Origin of the sequence: Tistrella mobilis, assembly GCF_039634785.1 — a bacterium.
In the GTDB taxonomy this organism is placed as follows: domain Bacteria; phylum Pseudomonadota; class Alphaproteobacteria; order Tistrellales; family Tistrellaceae; genus Tistrella; species Tistrella mobilis.
This window is the reverse complement of record NZ_JBBIAB010000018.1, coordinates 84,254-98,333: the sequence shown is the minus strand read 5'-3', so window position 1 is coordinate 98,333 and position 14,080 is coordinate 84,254. Positions and strand designations below refer to the sequence as shown.

Below are 14,080 nucleotides of genomic sequence, written 5' to 3'. Positions count from 1 at the left end.
GTGACAACGTGTCGGTCACCGTCGAGCTGATCTCGCCGATCGCCATGGACGAAGGCCTGCGCTTCGCGATCCGCGAAGGCGGCCGTACCGTCGGCGCCGGCGTCGTCGCCAAGGTGATGGGTTGATCGACGGACGACGGCAGCGGGTGCGCCGGGCGGGTTGATCCCGCCTGGCGCACCCGCCGCCTGATATCCTGACGCCACGAGCGCCCGGCCGGTCCGCCCGGCGGGCCGGTCTCATGCAAGGACGCGCGGCGCTGCGGCACCCCGGATTCATCCGGCAGGTCGCACCGCCGAGGCCAAGGTAGAAGCCCATGATGGAAGGCCAGAACATTCGCATCCGCCTGAAGGCGTTCGATCATCGCGTGCTCGATCAGTCGACGCGCGAGATCGTGAACACCGCCAAGCGGACCGGCGCCAGCGTGCGGGGCCCGATCCCGCTGCCGACCGAGATCGAGCGCTTCACGGTGCTCCGTTCGCCGCACATCGACAAGAAGTCGCGCGAACAGTTCGAGATCCGGACGCACAAGCGCCTCCTCGACATCGTCGAGCCCACCCCGCAGACCGTCGACGCGCTGATGAAGCTCGACCTCGCGGCCGGCGTCGACGTCGAGATCAAGCTCTGAGGGGGTAACGCCAGATGCGTACTGGAGTCATCACCCGCAAGCTCGGGATGACCCGCGTTTTCGACTCGGCCGGCATTCACATTCCCGTGACCGTGCTGAAGGTCGACAATGTGCAGGTCGTCGCCCACCGCACCGACGAGACCGACGGTTACACCGCGGTTCAGGTCGGTTACGGCGCGGCCAAGGTTAAGAACGTCTCGAAGGCCCAGCGTGGCCACTTCGCCAAGGCGAAGGTGGAGCCGAAGGCGAAGCTCGCGGAGTTCCGCGTGACCGCCGACGCGCTGCCGGAGATCGGAGCCGAGATCGGTGCCAACCACTTCGTCGTCGGCCAGTTCGTCGACGTCGTCGGCACCTCGATCGGTAAGGGCTTCGCCGGCGCCATGAAGCGTCACAACTTCGGCGGTCTTCGTGCCACCCACGGCGTGTCGGTCTCGCACCGCTCGCATGGTTCGACCGGTAACCGTCAGGATCCGGGCCGTACCTTCAAGGGCAAGAAGATGGCCGGCCACATGGGTGCCCGCCGCGTGACCGTGCAGAACCTGCGCGTGACCGTGGTCGACGCCGACCGTGGCCTGCTGCTCGTCGAGGGCGCCATCCCGGGTGCCGCCGGTTCGTACGTTCTTGTGCGCGACGCCGTGAAGAAGGCGCTGCCCGAGAGCGTGCCGTTCCCGGCCGGCCTCAAGGCGCAGGCCGCCGGGGCGGCCGCCGAGACCACGGAAGGCTGAGGGCCGAGCGATGGATGTGAAGGTCATTACCCTCGATAACGAGGATGCCGGCACGATCGCGCTGGCTGACGAGGTGTTCGGTCTCCCGGCCCGCGTCGACATCCTGCACCGGATGGTGCGCTACCAGCTCGCCAAGCGGCGCGCCGGGACGCACAAGGTGAAGACGATCTCCGAGATCGCCGGCTCGACCGCGAAGATCTACCGCCAGAAGGGCACGGGCCGCGCGCGGCACGGCGCCAAGCGGGCGAACATCTTCCGCGGCGGCGCCACGGTCCACGGTCCCGTGGTCCGCAGCCATGCCCACGACCTGCCGAAGAAGGTGCGTCGTCTGGCCCTGAAGACCGCGCTGTCGGTCAAGGCCCAGGGTGGCAAGCTGGTGGTGGTCGACGAGCTGAAGGCCGACGACGCCAAGACCAAGGCGCTGGTGGCCCGTCTCGAGAAGGCCGGTCTGGGCAGCTCGACGCTGTTCATCGGCGGCACCGAGGTCGACCAGGGCTTCCGCCTCGCCGCCCGCAACCTGATCGGCATCGACGTTCTGCCGAGCCAGGGCGCCAATGTTTACGACATCCTGCGCCGCGACACCCTGGTGCTGTCGCGCGCCGCGGTCGAGAGCCTGGAGGCGCGGCTGAAATGAACCCGGAGCGGATGTACGACATCATCCTGAGCCCGGTCGTCACCGAAAAGTCGACGATGGGTTCGGAGAATGACCAGGTCACCTTCAAGGTGACCCTGGATGCGACCAAGCCCGAGATCAAGCAGGCCGTCGAGAAGCTCTTCGGCGTGAAGGTCAAGGCGGTCAACACCCTGGTGCAGGCCGGCAAGACCAAGCGCTTCCGTGGCCGCCCCGGGCGTCGCTCGGACTTCAAGAAGGCGATCGTGACCCTGGCCGAAGGCCAGCAGATCGATCTGACGGCGGGGATCTGATCCGATGGCTTTGAAGGCATACAAGCCGACTTCGCCCGGCCGGCGTCAGCTGGTTCTGGTCGATCGCTCGGAGCTTTGGAAGGGCAAGCCGGTCAAGTCCCTGACCGAAGGCCTGACCAAGTCGGGTGGCCGCAACAATCTGGGCCGCATCACGGCGTTTCAGGTGGGTGGCGGTCACAAGCGTCGCTACCGTCTGGTCGACTTCAAGCGCCGCAAGTGGGACGTGGAAGCCTCGGTCGTGCGCCTTGAGTACGATCCGAACCGCACCGCGTTCATCGCGCTGATCGAGTACACCGACGGCGAGCAGGCCTATATCCTGGCCCCGCAGCGCCTGAAGGCCGGCGACAAGGTCGTCGCCGGTGCCAAGGTCGACGTGCGGCCCGGCAATGCCATGCCGCTGTCGTCGATCCCGGTCGGCACGATCGTCCACAATGTCGAGCTGAAGCCCGGCAAGGGTGGTCAGATCGCGCGGTCGGCCGGCACCTATGTTCAGGTGGTCGGCAAGGACGGCAACTACGTCATGCTGCGCATGGCGTCCGGCGAGCAGCGCATGGTGCGCGCCGAATGCATGGCCACCATCGGTGCGGTGTCGAACCCCGACCACCAGAACGTCAGCCTGGGTAAGGCCGGCCGTTCCCGGTGGATGGGCCGCCGCCCGGTTGTCCGTGGCGTTGCGATGAACCCGGTCGATCATCCGCATGGTGGTGGCGAAGGCCGCACCTCGGGCGGTCGTCATCCGGTCACTCCGTGGGGCAAGCCGACCAAGGGCAAGCGCACCCGCAATAACAAGGCTACGGACAAGTTCATCGTCCGTCGCCGCAAGCCCTAAGGTCTGAAGGAGGACACCGTGCCCCGTTCGGTTTGGAAAGGCCCGTTTGTCGACGGGTACCTGCTGAAGAAGGCCGACGCGCTGCACACCTCCGGCCGCAAGGAGGTGATTCGCACCTGGTCGCGTCGTTCGACCATCCTGCCCCAGTTTGTGGGCTTGACCTTTGGGGTCTATAACGGGCACAAGTTCCTGCCCGTGCTTGTCTCCGAGGACATGGTCGGGCATAAGTTCGGCGAGTTCGCGCCCACCCGCACGTTCTACGGCCACGCCGCGGACAAGAAGGCCAAGAGGAAATAACCATGGGCAAGCCTAGTGCCGAGCGGCGGGTTGCCGAAAACGAGGCGCGCGCGGTTTCGACGATGCTGCGCGTGAGCCCGCGCAAGCTCAACACCGTCGCCGAGCTGATCCGTGGTCGGAGCGTCGAGTCGGCGCTGGCTGCGCTGACCTTCTCGCGCCGCCGGATCTCGAACGACGTGAAGAAGACCCTGCAGTCGGCGATCGCCAATGCGGAAAACAACCACGAGCTGGACGTGGACCGTCTGTTCGTGGCCGAGGCCTTTGTCGGCAAGGCGCTGGTCATGAAGCGGTTCAGCGCCCGCGCCCGTGGCCGTGTTGGTCGCGTGGAGAAGCCTTTCAGCCAGCTGACCGTGGTGGTCCGCGAGCGTGAGGAGCAGGACTAATGGGTCATAAGGTCAATCCCATCGGGCTCCGGCTCGGGATCATCCGTACCTGGGACAGCCGCTGGTACGCGGATGACAATTATGGCGACCTGCTTCAGGAAGACCTGCGCCTGCGCAAGTACCTGAAGGGCCGCCTGAAGAACGCCGGCGTGTCGGGCATCGTGATCGAGCGGGCTGCGCAGAAGGTGCGCATCACGCTGAACAGCGCGCGTCCCGGCGTGATCATCGGCAAGAAGGGCGCCGACATCGACAAGCTGAAGGCTGATGTCGGCAAGCTGGTCCGCGGCGAGGTTCATCTGAACATCGCCGAGGTCCGCAAGCCCGAACTCGACGCCACCCTGGTGGCCGAGAACATCGCCCAGCAGCTGGAGCGCCGCGTGGCGTTCCGTCGGGCGATGAAGCGTGCCGTGCAGTCGGCGATGCGTCTGGGTGCCGAAGGCATCCGCATCACCTGCAGCGGCCGTCTGGGCGGCGCCGAAATCGCCCGTACGGAATGGTACCGTGAAGGTCGCGTGCCGCTGCATACGCTGCGCGCCGACATCGACTATGGCCAGGCGACCGCCTTCACCACCTACGGCACCTGCGGTGTCAAGGTCTGGGTGTTCAAGGGCGAAGTGCTGAGCCGCGATCCGCTGGCAGCGGAAGCCGAGCGTCGTGAGACGCGGGCTTCGCGCTGATCCGGCGGCGATCAGCTTAGTGAGAAAGGCTGGAACTTATGCTGAGTCCGAAGCGGACGAAATATCGCAAGGCGCATAAGGGCCGCATCCACGGTGATGCCAAGGGTGGTACGGCGCTGAATTTCGGCGCCTACGGCCTGAAGGCGATGGAACCCGGCCGGTTGACGGCGCGGCAGATCGAGGCGACCCGTCGCGCGATCACCCGCCACATCCGCCGTGTCGGCCGCGTGTGGGTGCGTATCTTCCCCGACGTGCCGGTTTCGAAGAAGCCGGCCGAGGTGCGCATGGGTAAGGGTAAGGGCTCTCCAGAATTCTGGATGGCCCGCGTGAAGCCCGGTCGCGTGATGTTCGAACTGGATGGTGTCCCCGCCGACCTGGCCCGCGAGGCCTTCGAGCGTGGCGCCGCCAAGCTGCCGATCCGCACCCGCGTGATCCAGCGCATCGGTGTGGAGGGCTGAGGCCATGAAGGCTGAAGAACTGCGCGCGAAGTCGGCGACCGAGCTGAACACCATGCTGCTCCAGCTGAAGAAGGAGCAGTTCAACCTGCGCTTCCAGCAGGCTGGCGGCCAGCTCGAAAACACCGCGCGCGTGCGCGAGGTGCGGCGCGACATCGCCCGGATCAAGACCGTGATCGGCCAGTCGGCCGGCGCCGCGGCGAAGGAGTGATCAGATGCCCAAGCGTATCCTTCAGGGCGTCGTGGTGAGCGACAAGGGCGACAAGACGATCATCGTCAAGGTCGAACGTCGCTTCCAGCACCCGATCTACAAGAAGTTCATTCGCCGCAGCAAGAAGTATGCCGCGCATGATGAGGACAACCGGTTCAAGGCCGGCGACATCGTCCGCATCATTGAATCGGCTCCGATCTCCAAGCGCAAGCGCTGGACGGTCGTCGCTGACGGCGAATGAAGCCCGGCCCCTGCTGATTAAGGAACGGTCCCGTGATCCAGACCGAAACCAATCTGGAAGTGGCGGACAACAGCGGCGCCCGGCGTGTGATGTGCATCCGCGTTCTCGGCGGTTCGCGTCGCCGCGTCGCGCGTGTCGGCGACGTGATCGTCGTCTCCGTGAAGGAGGCGATTCCGCGTGGTAAGGTGAAGAAGGGCGACGTCCACCGTGCGGTGGTCGTTCGTACCGCCAAGGAGCTGCGTCGTCCGGACGGCACCGCCATCCGCTTCGACCGCAATGCCGCCGTGCTCATCAACAAGCATGGCGAGCCGATCGGTACCCGTATCTTCGGGCCGGTCACCCGCGAGCTCCGCGGCAAGAAGTTCATGAAGATCATCTCTCTGGCCCCCGAGGTCCTCTGATGGCAGCCAAGATCAAGAAAGGCGACAACGTCGTCGTTTTGACCGGGCGTGACAAGGGCAAGGCCGGGACGGTTGCGCAGGTTCTCCCCAAGGAGAACCGCGTCGTCGTTCAGGGCGTTAACCTCGTCAAGCGGCACACCGCTCCCAAGCCGGGTAATCCCGGCGGTATCGTGGAGAAGGAAGCGTCGCTGCACCTGTCGAACGTCGCGATCGCCGACCCCAAGGACGGCAAGCCGACCCGCGTCGGTTTTACCACGCTCGAAGATGGCCGTAAGGTGCGCGTCGCCAAGCGGTCCGGCGAGCAGATCGATCGTTGACGGCGGAGCAGCCCAAAATGGCACGCTTGTACGAGTACTACGTTAACGAGGTTCGCCCGCAGCTGCGCGAGCAGTTCAGCTATGCGAACGTCATGGAGATCCCCCGTCTCGATAAGATCGTCCTGAATGTGGGCGTCGGCGAGGCGGTTGGCGATCAGAAGAAGATCAACGGCGTCGTGACCGATCTGGCCAAGATCACCGGCCAGAAGCCCGTCGTGACCCGCGCCTCGAAGTCGATCGCCGGCTTCAAGCTGCGCGAGGGCATGGCGATCGGCGTCAAGGTGACGCTGCGCCGCGACCGGATGTACGAGTTCCTGGATCGTCTCGTCACCATCGCTCTGCCGCGCGTCCGCGACTTCCGCGGGCTGAACGGCAAGTCGTTCGACGGGCGTGGCAATTATGCCATGGGCCTCAAAGAGCAGATCGTCTTCCCCGAGATCGAGTACGACAAGGTCGATACCGTCCGGGGCATGGACATCGTCTTCGCGACGACGGCCAAGACGGATGCCGAGGCGAAGGCGCTTCTTGCCGCCTTCAAGATGCCCTTCGTGAACTGAGCAACGGCAAGCGAGGCGATTATGGCCAAGACCAGTGCCGTCCAGAAGAACAAGCACCGCGAGCAGCTGGTTGCGCGTTTTGCGAACAAGCGCGCTGCCCTGAAGGCGGTGGTTGACGATCGTGAGCTGTCGCCCGAGGAGCGTTTCGCGGCGACCCTGAAGCTCGCCGCCCTCCCGCGCAACGGCTCGAAGACCCGCATCCGGAACCGGTGCGAGCTGACCGGCCGCCCCCGTGCGGTGTACCGCAAGCTGAAGCTGTGCCGTGTGGCGCTCCGCGACCTGGCGTCGCAGGGGCAGATCCCCGGCATGACGAAGTCGAGCTGGTAAGAGAGGAGGACCGGATATGTCCATGACCGATCCCCTCGGCGATATGATCACCCGTATCCGCAACGCTCAGCTGGCGCGCAAGTCGACGACTTTGTGCCCTGCCTCGAAGCTGCGCGGCTGGGTGCTCGACGTGCTGACCCGCGAGGGCTACATCCGTGGCTACGAGCGCAGCGAGTCGTCTGAAGGCAAGCCGGTGTTCGAGATCGCGCTGAAGTATGTGGACGGCGAGCCCGCCATCCGCGAAATCGGCCGCGTTTCCCGCCCCGGTCGCCGCGTCTATTCGTCGATCAAGGCGCTGCCGAAGCACTATAACGGCCTCGGCATCCAGATCCTCTCGACCCCCCGTGGCGTCATGTCCGACGCGGAGGCCCGCACCGCCAATGTCGGCGGTGAGGTTCTCTGCAAGGTGTTCTGAGGAGACGTCCCATGTCGCGTATCGGTAAGAACCCGGTTGCGGTGCCCCAGGGCGTCGAAGTGGCCGTCGACGGCAACACTGTCCGCGTGAAGGGCAAGCTCGGCGCGCTCGAGCGGACCCTGCCGTCGGACGTGAACGTCGCGCTCGAAGACGGCAAGGTCGTCGTCGCGCCGGCCAACGACGAACGCCGCGGCCGCGCCATGTGGGGCCTGTCCCGCACCCTCGTCGCCAATATGGTGAAGGGCGTGTCGGAAGGCTTCACCGTGAAGCTCGACATCAACGGCGTCGGTTACCGCGCCGCTGTTGACGGCAAGCTGCTGACCCTGCAGCTCGGCTACAGCCACGACATCAAGTACGCCGTTCCGGCGGACATCGAGATCAAGGCTGAAAAGCCGACCGCGCTCGCCATCTCTGGCATCGACAAGCAGCGCGTCGGTCAGATTGCCGCCGAGATCCGGTCCTTCCGGTCGCCCGAGCCCTATAAGGGCAAGGGCGTCAAGTACGAGGACGAGATCATCGTCCGCAAGGAAGGCAAGAAGAAGTAAGGAGCCGCAGGGGCATGAACGCGAATTCGCTCTTCGAGCGGCGCAAGCGGCGTGTGCGTACGCAGCTGCGCAAGAAGTCGCACGGCCGTCCGCGGCTGAGCGTCTACCGCTCCAATCTGAATATCTACGCCCAGATCATCGACGATGTGCAGGGCGTGACCCTGGCTTCGGCCTCCACCCTCGACGGCGAGCTCAAGGGCCAGCTGAAGAACGGTGCCGGCATCGAAGCCGCCAAGGCGGTCGGCAAGCTGATTGCCTCGCGCGCTGCCGCAAGCGGCGTGACCGAGGTGGTCTTCGACCGCGGTGGCTACATCTATCATGGCCGCGTGAAGGCGCTGGCCGACGCCGCCCGCGAGGGCGGGCTGTCGTTCTGAGGGGGCCGAACGCATGGCACGCACGGAAAACGAGCGCAAGCCTCGCGAGGAAGATGGCGAGTTCATCGACAAGCTCGTCACCATCAATCGCGTCGCGAAGGTGGTGAAGGGCGGTCGCCGGTTCGGCTTTGCCGCGCTGGTGGTTGTCGGTGACGGTCGTGGCCGGGTCGGTTTCGGCCAGGGCAAGGCCCGCGAGGTCCCCGAGGCAATCCGCAAGGCCACCGAGAAGGCGAAGCGCGGCATGATCCGCGTTCCGCTTCGCGAGGGCCGCACGCTCCACCACGACATCGACGGGCATTTCGGTGCCGGCCGGATCCTGATGCGCGCGGCCCCTCCGGGCACCGGCATCATCGCCGGCGGCCCGATGCGCGCGGTGCTGGAGAGCCTGGGTGTCGCGGACGTCGTGGCGAAGAGCCACGGCACCTCGAACCCGTACAATCTCATCAAGGCGACCTTCGACGGCCTCAAGGCCGTGCAGTCGCCGCGTGAGGTTGCCCGCCGCCGCGGCCGCAAGGTCAGCGACATCATCGGGCGCCGCGACGGCCAGGCCGCCGCTGCTGCCGCGGGCAAGGAGTGAGATCCATGTCCGAGGCGAAGAAGCAGGTGAAGGTGACCCAGATCGGCAGCCCGATCGGTCGTCCCGACTACCAGCGCCAGACGCTGATCGGTCTGGGCCTCAACAAGCGGCATCGCAGCCGGGTGCTCGAGGATACCCCCTCGGTGCGCGGCATGATCGCCAAGGTGGCCCATCTCGTGGTGGTGGAGGAGGTGGCCTGAGGGGGTAACCCCGGGCTTCCTTCCCCAGACACACGAACGCAAGGAACAGCCGTGTCATGAAGCTCAACGAGCTCAGGGACAATCCCGGCGCGACCAAGGACCGCAAGCGCATCGGTCGCGGCCCCGGCTCCGGCACCGGCAAGACTGCCGGCAAGGGCCACAAGGGTGCGAAGGCGCGCAGCGGCGTGGCGATCAAGGGCTTCGAGGGCGGTCAGATGCCGCTGCATCGTCGCCTTCCGCGCCGTGGTTTCACCAATGCGCCCTTCCGTAACGATTTCGTCCATGTCAATCTGGGTCGCATCCAGAAGGCGATCGATGCCGGCAAGCTCGGCACCGAGATCACCGAAGCGGCCCTGATCGAGGCGGGTCTCGTGCGTCGCATCCGCGACGGCGTGCGCCTGCTCGCCAAGGGCGAGATCACCGCAGCCGTCACCATCCGCGTCAGCGGCGCCTCTGCGGCGGCCGTGGAAGCGGTGGAGAAGGCCGGCGGCAAGGTCGAGCTGCCGGCGGCGCCGGTGGCCGACGAGGCCCAGGCCTGATCCAGGCCGGGGCTTGCGTCGAGCAGGCTTGACGGGTGACCGTCCGCCGGTCCTGACCGGGGGATGGTTGCCCGCGCTCGCATTCCCGAACCGCGGATACCGCGGGGCTGGGGCGGCGGGCGGCCCGGGCGACGCGTAAGGACCACTCGACGACCTGTGTGTCCGCGGACGGGGGACGATCCCGGCCGCGACATTCCTGATCCCCATCTTCAAGCCGGGAGCGCATCCGCGATGGCGTCCTCCGCCGACCAACTTGCGGGCAGCCTGAATTTCGCGGCCTTCGGCAAGGCCACGGAACTGAAGAAGCGGCTCTGGTTCACCCTGGGCGCGCTGCTGGTCTATCGCCTGGGCACCTATATCCCGGTGCCGGGGATCAATCCCGCCGTGCTCGCCGACGTGTTCAATCAGAACGCCGGCGGCATTCTCGGCATGTTCAACGTCTTCGCCGGCGGCGCGCTCGGTCGCATGACCATCTTCGCGCTCACCGTGATGCCCTACATCTCGGCCTCGATCATCGTGCAGCTGCTGACCGCGGTTCTGCCGAGCTTCGCGGCCTTGAAGAAGGAGGGCGAGAGCGGGCGCAAGCTGCTGAACCAGTACACCCGCTACGGCACGGTGGCGCTGGCGATCGTGCAGGCCTACGGCATCTCGGTGGGCCTTGAGGGGCTGCAGGCCGGCGGCATGTCCGCCGTGGCCGACCCCGGCGCCTATTTCCGCGCCGCGACCGTGATCACCCTGGTCGGCGGCACGATGTTCCTGATGTGGCTGGGCGAGCAGATCACCGCCCGCGGCGTCGGCAACGGTATCTCTCTGATCATCTTCACCGGCATCGTGGCCGAGCTGCCCGGCGCGCTGGCCCGCATGCTGGAACTGGGCCGCACCGGCGCGCTGTCGACCGGTTTCATCCTGGCACTGCTGATCATGTCGGTCGCCGTGATCACCTTCATCGTGTTCATGGAGCGGGCCCAGCGCCGGATCGTGGTGCAGTATCCCAAGCGCCAGGTCGGCAACCGGATCTATGGTGGCGAGAGCTCGCATCTGCCGCTGAAGCTCAACACCGCCGGCGTGATCCCGCCGATCTTCGCCAGCTCGATCCTGCTGCTGCCGACCACCATCGCAAGCTTCAACGCCACGGGCGGCCCCGCATGGCTGACCTGGCTGACGGCGAACCTGGCCCATGGCCAGCCGCTCTACCTGGCGCTTTATGTCGGCGCGATCCTGTTCTTCTGCTTCTTCTACACCGCCATCGTCTTCAACCCGGAAGAGACGGCCGACAACCTGCGCAAGCATGGCGGCTTCATTCCGGGCATCCGGCCGGGCAAGAACACGGCAGATTACCTCGATCACGTCCTCACCCGTCTGACCGTGATCGGCGCGGCCTATATCGCAGCGGTCTGCGCGCTCCCCGAAATTCTGATCAGCGAGTACTCGGTTCCGTTCTATTTCGGCGGCACCAGCCTGCTGATCGTGGTCAACGTCACCATCGACACCGTGGCCCAGATCCAGTCCCACCTGCTGGCACACCAGTATGAAGGGCTGATCAAGAAGGCCCGACTCAAAGGACGGCGGTCGTGATCCTGATCCTCCTCGGACCTCCCGGTGCCGGCAAGGGCACCCAGTCGCAGCGTCTGGTCGACGCCTACGGCATCGTGCAGCTGTCCACCGGCGACATGCTCCGCGCCGAAGTGAAGTCGGGCAGTGCGCTCGGCAACCGCGTGAAGGCGATCATGGATGCCGGCCAGCTGGTGCCGGACCAGGCGATCATCGACATGATCGCCGGCCGCATCGGCCAGGACGATTGCAGCAACGGCTTCATCCTCGACGGTTTCCCGCGCACCGTGGCCCAGGCCGAGGCGCTGGACGGGATGCTCGCCTCTCAGGGCCTGAAGCTCGACCATGTGATCGAGATGAAGGTCGACGATGGTGCGCTGGTCGAGCGCATCACCGGCCGTTTCGCCTGCGCCAGATGCGGCGCCGGCTATCACGACACCTTCCAGAAGCCCAAGGTCGAGGGCGTCTGCGACGTGTGCGGGTCGACCGAGTTCACCCGCCGTAAGGACGACAATGCCGAGACGGTGAAGAGCCGGCTCGAGGCGTATCACGCCCAGACCGCACCGCTGCTGCCCTATTACGAATCGAAGGGGCTGTTGCGGACGGTGGACGGCATGGCAGACATCGATGATGTGACCCGGGCGCTGAAGGCCATTTTGGACGCCGGATCCTGACATCAGAGTGTTGACTTGAGCGACGGTCATCCTATAATCGCGCCCCTCCGCGCCGAGTGGGCGCGTGCGGGCGCAGACCGTCGGTCGACGAAGGAGAATCAAGCGTGGCGCGTATTGCAGGTGTGAATATCCCGACCGCGAAGCGGGTCGAGATCGCGCTGACCTACATTCACGGCATCGGCCGGGCGAAGTCGCAGGAGATCTGCGGCAAGGTCGGTATCCCCGCCGAGCGGCGTGTGAACGAGCTGTCGGATGCCGAAGTTATCCGCATCCGTGAAGTGATCGACAGCGACTATACGGTCGAGGGTGACCTCCGCCGCGAAGTCGCGATGAACATCAAGCGCCTGATGGACCTCGGCTGCTATCGCGGCCTGCGCCATCGTCGTGGCCTGCCGGTGCGCGGCCAGCGCACCCACACCAACGCGCGGACCCGTAAGGGCCCGGCGAAGCCGATTGCGGGCAAGAAGAAGTAAGGACGCACCATGGCTAAGGATACGGGTGCGCGTCTGCGCCGCCGCGACCGGAAGAACATCACCTCCGGCGTCGCGCACGTGAACGCGAGCTTCAACAACACCATGATCACCATCACCGACGTTCAGGGGAACACCATCTCCTGGTCGTCGTCGGGGACCATGGGCTTCAAGGGCTCGCGCAAGTCGACCCCCTATGCGGCGCAGGTCGCTGCCGAAGACGCCGGCCGCAAGGCCGCCGAGCACGGCATGCGCACCCTCGACGTCGAGGTGAAGGGCCCGGGTTCGGGCCGCGAGTCGGCTCTGCGCGCCCTTCAGGCGGCCGGCTTCGCGATCACGTCGATCCGCGACGTGACCCCCATCCCGCACAACGGCTGCCGCCCGCCCAAGCGGCGCCGCGTCTGACGTCCAGGACCGCACGCGCCCCCGCCGGTCGGACGCGCCAGCCCCGATGAGCGGGGCGCGCACCGGCCGGCGTAAGCCTGTCTGGTTCCGCGTCACCGGCACGGCGGGTGCCATAAGCCCGCCGTATCACCGCAACGCCGGATCCCCGCAACGACCGGCATCCACCACTTGCGGCGCGAGCAACGAGAGGTCGTTCACGTGATCCATAAGAATTGGCAGGACCTGATTAAGCCGAACAAGCTCGAGATCGAGCCCGGCGCCAATCCGGCCCGTCAGGCGACCGTGGTTGCCGAGCCGCTTGAGCGCGGCTTCGGCATGACGCTCGGCAATGCCCTCCGCCGGGTGCTGCTGTCGTCGCTCCAGGGCGCCGCTGTGACCGCCATCAAGATCGACGGCGTTCTGCACGAGTTCTCGTCCGTCCCCGGCGTGCGCGAGGACGTGACCGACATCGTGCTGAACGTGAAGACCATGTCGCTGACCATGCATGCCGACGGCCCGAAGCGGATGACGCTGAAGGCGACCGGCCCCTGCGAGGTGAAGGCGTCGATGATCCAGACCGGGCCCGATATCGGGATCCTGGATCCGGATCTGGTGCTCTGCACCCTCGACGAGGGCGCGGTGCTGAACATGGAATTCGTCGTCAACACGGGTAAGGGCTATGTCCCGGCCTCGGCCAACCGGCCCGAGGACGCGCCGATCGGCCTGATCCCGGTCGATGCCCTGTTCAGCCCGATCAAGAAGGTCTCGTACAAGGTCGAGAACAGCCGCGTCGGTTCGTACACCGACTATGACCGTCTCTCGCTCTATGTCGAGACCAACGGCGCCATCACGCCGGAAGACTCGATCGCGCTGGCCGCGCGCATCCTGCAGGACCAGTTCCAGCTCTTCATCAACTTCGAAGAGCCGGAAATGCCGACGGAGCGCGAGGAGCAGGACGAGCTGCCGTTCAACCCCAACCTCCTCCGCAAGGTCGAGGAACTGGAGCTGTCGGTGCGTTCGGCGAATTGCCTGAAGAACGACAACATCGTCTACATCGGCGACCTGGTCCAGAAGACCGAGGCCGAGATGCTCCGGACGCCGAATTTTGGTCGCAAGTCGCTGAACGAGATCAAGGAGGTTCTGTCCTCCATGGGTCTGAAGCTCGGCATGCAGATCAGCAACTGGCCACCGGAGAACATCGAAGAGCTGGCGAAGAAGCTCGAAGAGCCGTACTGAGCCTCTTCGGGCGCCTCGCGGCACCGGACGACATCCCAGGGGGCGGGTAGTGCCTGCGCACGTCCGCCCCGTCCAGAACAGCATCAAGGCCCGGAGACCGGGCCCCGCACCGCGGATGGCCCCCGCATGCGGATGATGCCAAGGCA

The 14,080-nt window shown here is 66.0% G+C and carries 27 protein-coding genes; all 27 read left to right on the top strand.

Going from position 1 to position 14,080, the window contains the following annotated elements:
• Window positions 1-125 (top strand): EF-Tu C-terminal domain-related protein (locus tag WI697_RS21370; protein ID WP_457853543.1); only part of this gene is annotated, 125 nt, incomplete at its 5' end.
• A gap of 191 nt (window positions 126-316) precedes the next feature.
• Window positions 317-625 (top strand): 30S ribosomal protein S10, encoded by a 309-nt coding sequence (gene rpsJ, locus WI697_RS21365; protein ID WP_041606294.1) that lies wholly within the window; start codon window positions 317-319, stop codon window positions 623-625.
• 14 nt (window positions 626-639) lie between these two features.
• On the top strand, window positions 640-1,350 hold the full coding sequence (gene rplC, locus WI697_RS21360) for a 50S ribosomal protein L3 (RefSeq protein WP_062762269.1): 711 nt from the start codon (window positions 640-642) through the stop codon (window positions 1,348-1,350).
• A 10-nt stretch (window positions 1,351-1,360) separates the two neighbouring features.
• Window positions 1,361-1,984 carry a 50S ribosomal protein L4 gene (gene rplD / locus WI697_RS21355; protein ID WP_014746146.1) on the top strand — a complete coding sequence of 208 codons (624 nt, stop codon included), beginning with the start codon at window positions 1,361-1,363 and terminating at the stop codon, window positions 1,982-1,984.
• The gene (locus WI697_RS21350; protein WP_014746145.1) at window positions 1,981-2,274 is read left to right on the top strand and encodes a 50S ribosomal protein L23; all 294 of its coding nucleotides are present in this window, start codon (window positions 1,981-1,983) and stop codon (window positions 2,272-2,274) included. The genes rplD and WI697_RS21350 overlap by 4 nt, the downstream gene beginning before the upstream one ends.
• A 4-nt stretch (window positions 2,275-2,278) precedes the next feature.
• The gene (gene rplB, locus WI697_RS21345; RefSeq protein ID WP_062762267.1) at window positions 2,279-3,103 is read left to right on the top strand and encodes a 50S ribosomal protein L2; all 825 of its coding nucleotides are present in this window, start codon (window positions 2,279-2,281) and stop codon (window positions 3,101-3,103) included.
• Window positions 3,104-3,121: 18 nt separating this feature from the next.
• Entirely contained in the window at window positions 3,122-3,400 is a 279-nt protein-coding gene (gene rpsS, locus WI697_RS21340) for a 30S ribosomal protein S19 (RefSeq protein WP_014746143.1), read from the top strand.
• Between the two features lie 2 nt (window positions 3,401-3,402).
• Window positions 3,403-3,783, top strand: coding sequence for a 50S ribosomal protein L22 (rplV, locus tag WI697_RS21335; protein ID WP_014746142.1), 381 nt, complete (start codon window positions 3,403-3,405; stop codon window positions 3,781-3,783).
• On the top strand, window positions 3,783-4,460 hold the full coding sequence (rpsC, locus tag WI697_RS21330; protein ID WP_062762265.1) for a 30S ribosomal protein S3: 678 nt from the start codon (window positions 3,783-3,785) through the stop codon (window positions 4,458-4,460). Before rplV ends, rpsC begins: the two co-directional genes overlap by 1 nt.
• A 38-nt stretch (window positions 4,461-4,498) precedes the next feature.
• Window positions 4,499-4,918, top strand: a complete 420-nt coding sequence (rplP, locus tag WI697_RS21325; protein ID WP_014746140.1) for a 50S ribosomal protein L16 — start codon at window positions 4,499-4,501, stop codon at window positions 4,916-4,918.
• A 4-nt stretch (window positions 4,919-4,922) separates the two neighbouring features.
• Window positions 4,923-5,126 (top strand): 50S ribosomal protein L29, encoded by a 204-nt coding sequence (rpmC, locus tag WI697_RS21320; RefSeq protein ID WP_014746139.1) that lies wholly within the window; start codon window positions 4,923-4,925, stop codon window positions 5,124-5,126.
• Window positions 5,127-5,130: 4 nt separating this feature from the next.
• Window positions 5,131-5,367 (top strand): 30S ribosomal protein S17, encoded by a 237-nt coding sequence (gene rpsQ / locus WI697_RS21315; RefSeq protein WP_014746138.1) that lies wholly within the window; start codon window positions 5,131-5,133, stop codon window positions 5,365-5,367.
• Between the two features lie 32 nt (window positions 5,368-5,399).
• Window positions 5,400-5,768 carry a 50S ribosomal protein L14 gene (rplN, locus tag WI697_RS21310; RefSeq protein WP_014746137.1) on the top strand — a complete coding sequence of 123 codons (369 nt, stop codon included), beginning with the start codon at window positions 5,400-5,402 and terminating at the stop codon, window positions 5,766-5,768.
• Entirely contained in the window at window positions 5,765-6,085 is a 321-nt protein-coding gene (gene rplX, locus WI697_RS21305; RefSeq protein ID WP_228382325.1) for a 50S ribosomal protein L24, read from the top strand. The genes rplN and rplX overlap by 4 nt, the downstream gene beginning before the upstream one ends.
• A gap of 17 nt (window positions 6,086-6,102) precedes the next feature.
• The gene (gene rplE / locus WI697_RS21300) at window positions 6,103-6,642 is read left to right on the top strand and encodes a 50S ribosomal protein L5 (RefSeq protein ID WP_014746135.1); all 540 of its coding nucleotides are present in this window, start codon (window positions 6,103-6,105) and stop codon (window positions 6,640-6,642) included.
• Between the two features lie 21 nt (window positions 6,643-6,663).
• Window positions 6,664-6,969, top strand: coding sequence for a 30S ribosomal protein S14 (rpsN, locus tag WI697_RS21295; RefSeq protein ID WP_296714401.1), 306 nt, complete (start codon window positions 6,664-6,666; stop codon window positions 6,967-6,969).
• Window positions 6,970-6,985: 16 nt separating this feature from the next.
• On the top strand, window positions 6,986-7,384 hold the full coding sequence (gene rpsH, locus WI697_RS21290; protein WP_014746133.1) for a 30S ribosomal protein S8: 399 nt from the start codon (window positions 6,986-6,988) through the stop codon (window positions 7,382-7,384).
• 11 nt (window positions 7,385-7,395) lie between these two features.
• Window positions 7,396-7,929 carry a 50S ribosomal protein L6 gene (rplF, locus tag WI697_RS21285; protein ID WP_014746132.1) on the top strand — a complete coding sequence of 178 codons (534 nt, stop codon included), beginning with the start codon at window positions 7,396-7,398 and terminating at the stop codon, window positions 7,927-7,929.
• Between the two features lie 14 nt (window positions 7,930-7,943).
• A complete protein-coding gene (gene rplR / locus WI697_RS21280) occupies window positions 7,944-8,303 on the top strand; it encodes a 50S ribosomal protein L18 (RefSeq protein ID WP_062762260.1) in 360 nt (119 codons plus the stop codon).
• A 13-nt stretch (window positions 8,304-8,316) separates the two neighbouring features.
• Window positions 8,317-8,880 (top strand): 30S ribosomal protein S5, encoded by a 564-nt coding sequence (gene rpsE / locus WI697_RS21275; protein WP_014746130.1) that lies wholly within the window; start codon window positions 8,317-8,319, stop codon window positions 8,878-8,880.
• A 5-nt stretch (window positions 8,881-8,885) separates the two neighbouring features.
• Complete coding sequence (rpmD, locus tag WI697_RS21270; protein WP_014746129.1) at window positions 8,886-9,080, top strand: 50S ribosomal protein L30; 195 nt, start codon at window positions 8,886-8,888, stop codon at window positions 9,078-9,080.
• 56 nt (window positions 9,081-9,136) lie between these two features.
• Entirely contained in the window at window positions 9,137-9,619 is a 483-nt protein-coding gene (gene rplO, locus WI697_RS21265; protein WP_014746128.1) for a 50S ribosomal protein L15, read from the top strand.
• 231 nt (window positions 9,620-9,850) lie between these two features.
• Window positions 9,851-11,194, top strand: coding sequence for a preprotein translocase subunit SecY (gene secY / locus WI697_RS21260; protein ID WP_014746127.1), 1,344 nt, complete (start codon window positions 9,851-9,853; stop codon window positions 11,192-11,194).
• The gene (locus WI697_RS21255) at window positions 11,191-11,844 is read left to right on the top strand and encodes an adenylate kinase (protein WP_345959853.1); all 654 of its coding nucleotides are present in this window, start codon (window positions 11,191-11,193) and stop codon (window positions 11,842-11,844) included. The genes secY and WI697_RS21255 overlap by 4 nt, the downstream gene beginning before the upstream one ends.
• A gap of 104 nt (window positions 11,845-11,948) precedes the next feature.
• Complete coding sequence (gene rpsM, locus WI697_RS21250; RefSeq protein WP_062762257.1) at window positions 11,949-12,317, top strand: 30S ribosomal protein S13; 369 nt, start codon at window positions 11,949-11,951, stop codon at window positions 12,315-12,317.
• Between the two features lie 9 nt (window positions 12,318-12,326).
• Complete coding sequence (gene rpsK, locus WI697_RS21245) at window positions 12,327-12,719, top strand: 30S ribosomal protein S11 (protein WP_014746124.1); 393 nt, start codon at window positions 12,327-12,329, stop codon at window positions 12,717-12,719.
• 198 nt (window positions 12,720-12,917) lie between these two features.
• Window positions 12,918-13,934 (top strand): DNA-directed RNA polymerase subunit alpha, encoded by a 1,017-nt coding sequence (locus WI697_RS21240; RefSeq protein WP_014746123.1) that lies wholly within the window; start codon window positions 12,918-12,920, stop codon window positions 13,932-13,934.
• Window positions 13,935-14,080: the final 146 nt, after the last annotated feature.

Coding starts and splice junctions, on each gene's coding strand:
- rpsN (WP_296714401.1), top strand. CDS start 6,664: ATGGCCAAGACCAGTGCCGTCCAGAAGAACAAGCACCGCGAGCAGCTG.
- rplB (WP_062762267.1), top strand. CDS start 2,279: ATGGCTTTGAAGGCATACAAGCCGACTTCGCCCGGCCGGCGTCAGCTG.
- WI697_RS21350 (WP_014746145.1), top strand. CDS start 1,981: ATGAACCCGGAGCGGATGTACGACATCATCCTGAGCCCGGTCGTCACC.
- rplO (WP_014746128.1), top strand. CDS start 9,137: ATGAAGCTCAACGAGCTCAGGGACAATCCCGGCGCGACCAAGGACCGC.
- rplP (WP_014746140.1), top strand. CDS start 4,499: ATGCTGAGTCCGAAGCGGACGAAATATCGCAAGGCGCATAAGGGCCGC.
- rpsJ (WP_041606294.1), top strand. CDS start 317: ATGGAAGGCCAGAACATTCGCATCCGCCTGAAGGCGTTCGATCATCGC.
- rplF (WP_014746132.1), top strand. CDS start 7,396: ATGTCGCGTATCGGTAAGAACCCGGTTGCGGTGCCCCAGGGCGTCGAA.
- rplD (WP_014746146.1), top strand. CDS start 1,361: ATGGATGTGAAGGTCATTACCCTCGATAACGAGGATGCCGGCACGATC.
- rpsC (WP_062762265.1), top strand. CDS start 3,783: ATGGGTCATAAGGTCAATCCCATCGGGCTCCGGCTCGGGATCATCCGT.
- rpmD (WP_014746129.1), top strand. CDS start 8,886: ATGTCCGAGGCGAAGAAGCAGGTGAAGGTGACCCAGATCGGCAGCCCG.
- rplV (WP_014746142.1), top strand. CDS start 3,403: ATGGGCAAGCCTAGTGCCGAGCGGCGGGTTGCCGAAAACGAGGCGCGC.
- rpsQ (WP_014746138.1), top strand. CDS start 5,131: ATGCCCAAGCGTATCCTTCAGGGCGTCGTGGTGAGCGACAAGGGCGAC.
- rplE (WP_014746135.1), top strand. CDS start 6,103: ATGGCACGCTTGTACGAGTACTACGTTAACGAGGTTCGCCCGCAGCTG.
- rpsH (WP_014746133.1), top strand. CDS start 6,986: ATGTCCATGACCGATCCCCTCGGCGATATGATCACCCGTATCCGCAAC.
- secY (WP_014746127.1), top strand. CDS start 9,851: ATGGCGTCCTCCGCCGACCAACTTGCGGGCAGCCTGAATTTCGCGGCC.
- rpsK (WP_014746124.1), top strand. CDS start 12,327: ATGGCTAAGGATACGGGTGCGCGTCTGCGCCGCCGCGACCGGAAGAAC.
- rplC (WP_062762269.1), top strand. CDS start 640: ATGCGTACTGGAGTCATCACCCGCAAGCTCGGGATGACCCGCGTTTTC.
- rpsE (WP_014746130.1), top strand. CDS start 8,317: ATGGCACGCACGGAAAACGAGCGCAAGCCTCGCGAGGAAGATGGCGAG.
- rplR (WP_062762260.1), top strand. CDS start 7,944: ATGAACGCGAATTCGCTCTTCGAGCGGCGCAAGCGGCGTGTGCGTACG.
- rpmC (WP_014746139.1), top strand. CDS start 4,923: ATGAAGGCTGAAGAACTGCGCGCGAAGTCGGCGACCGAGCTGAACACC.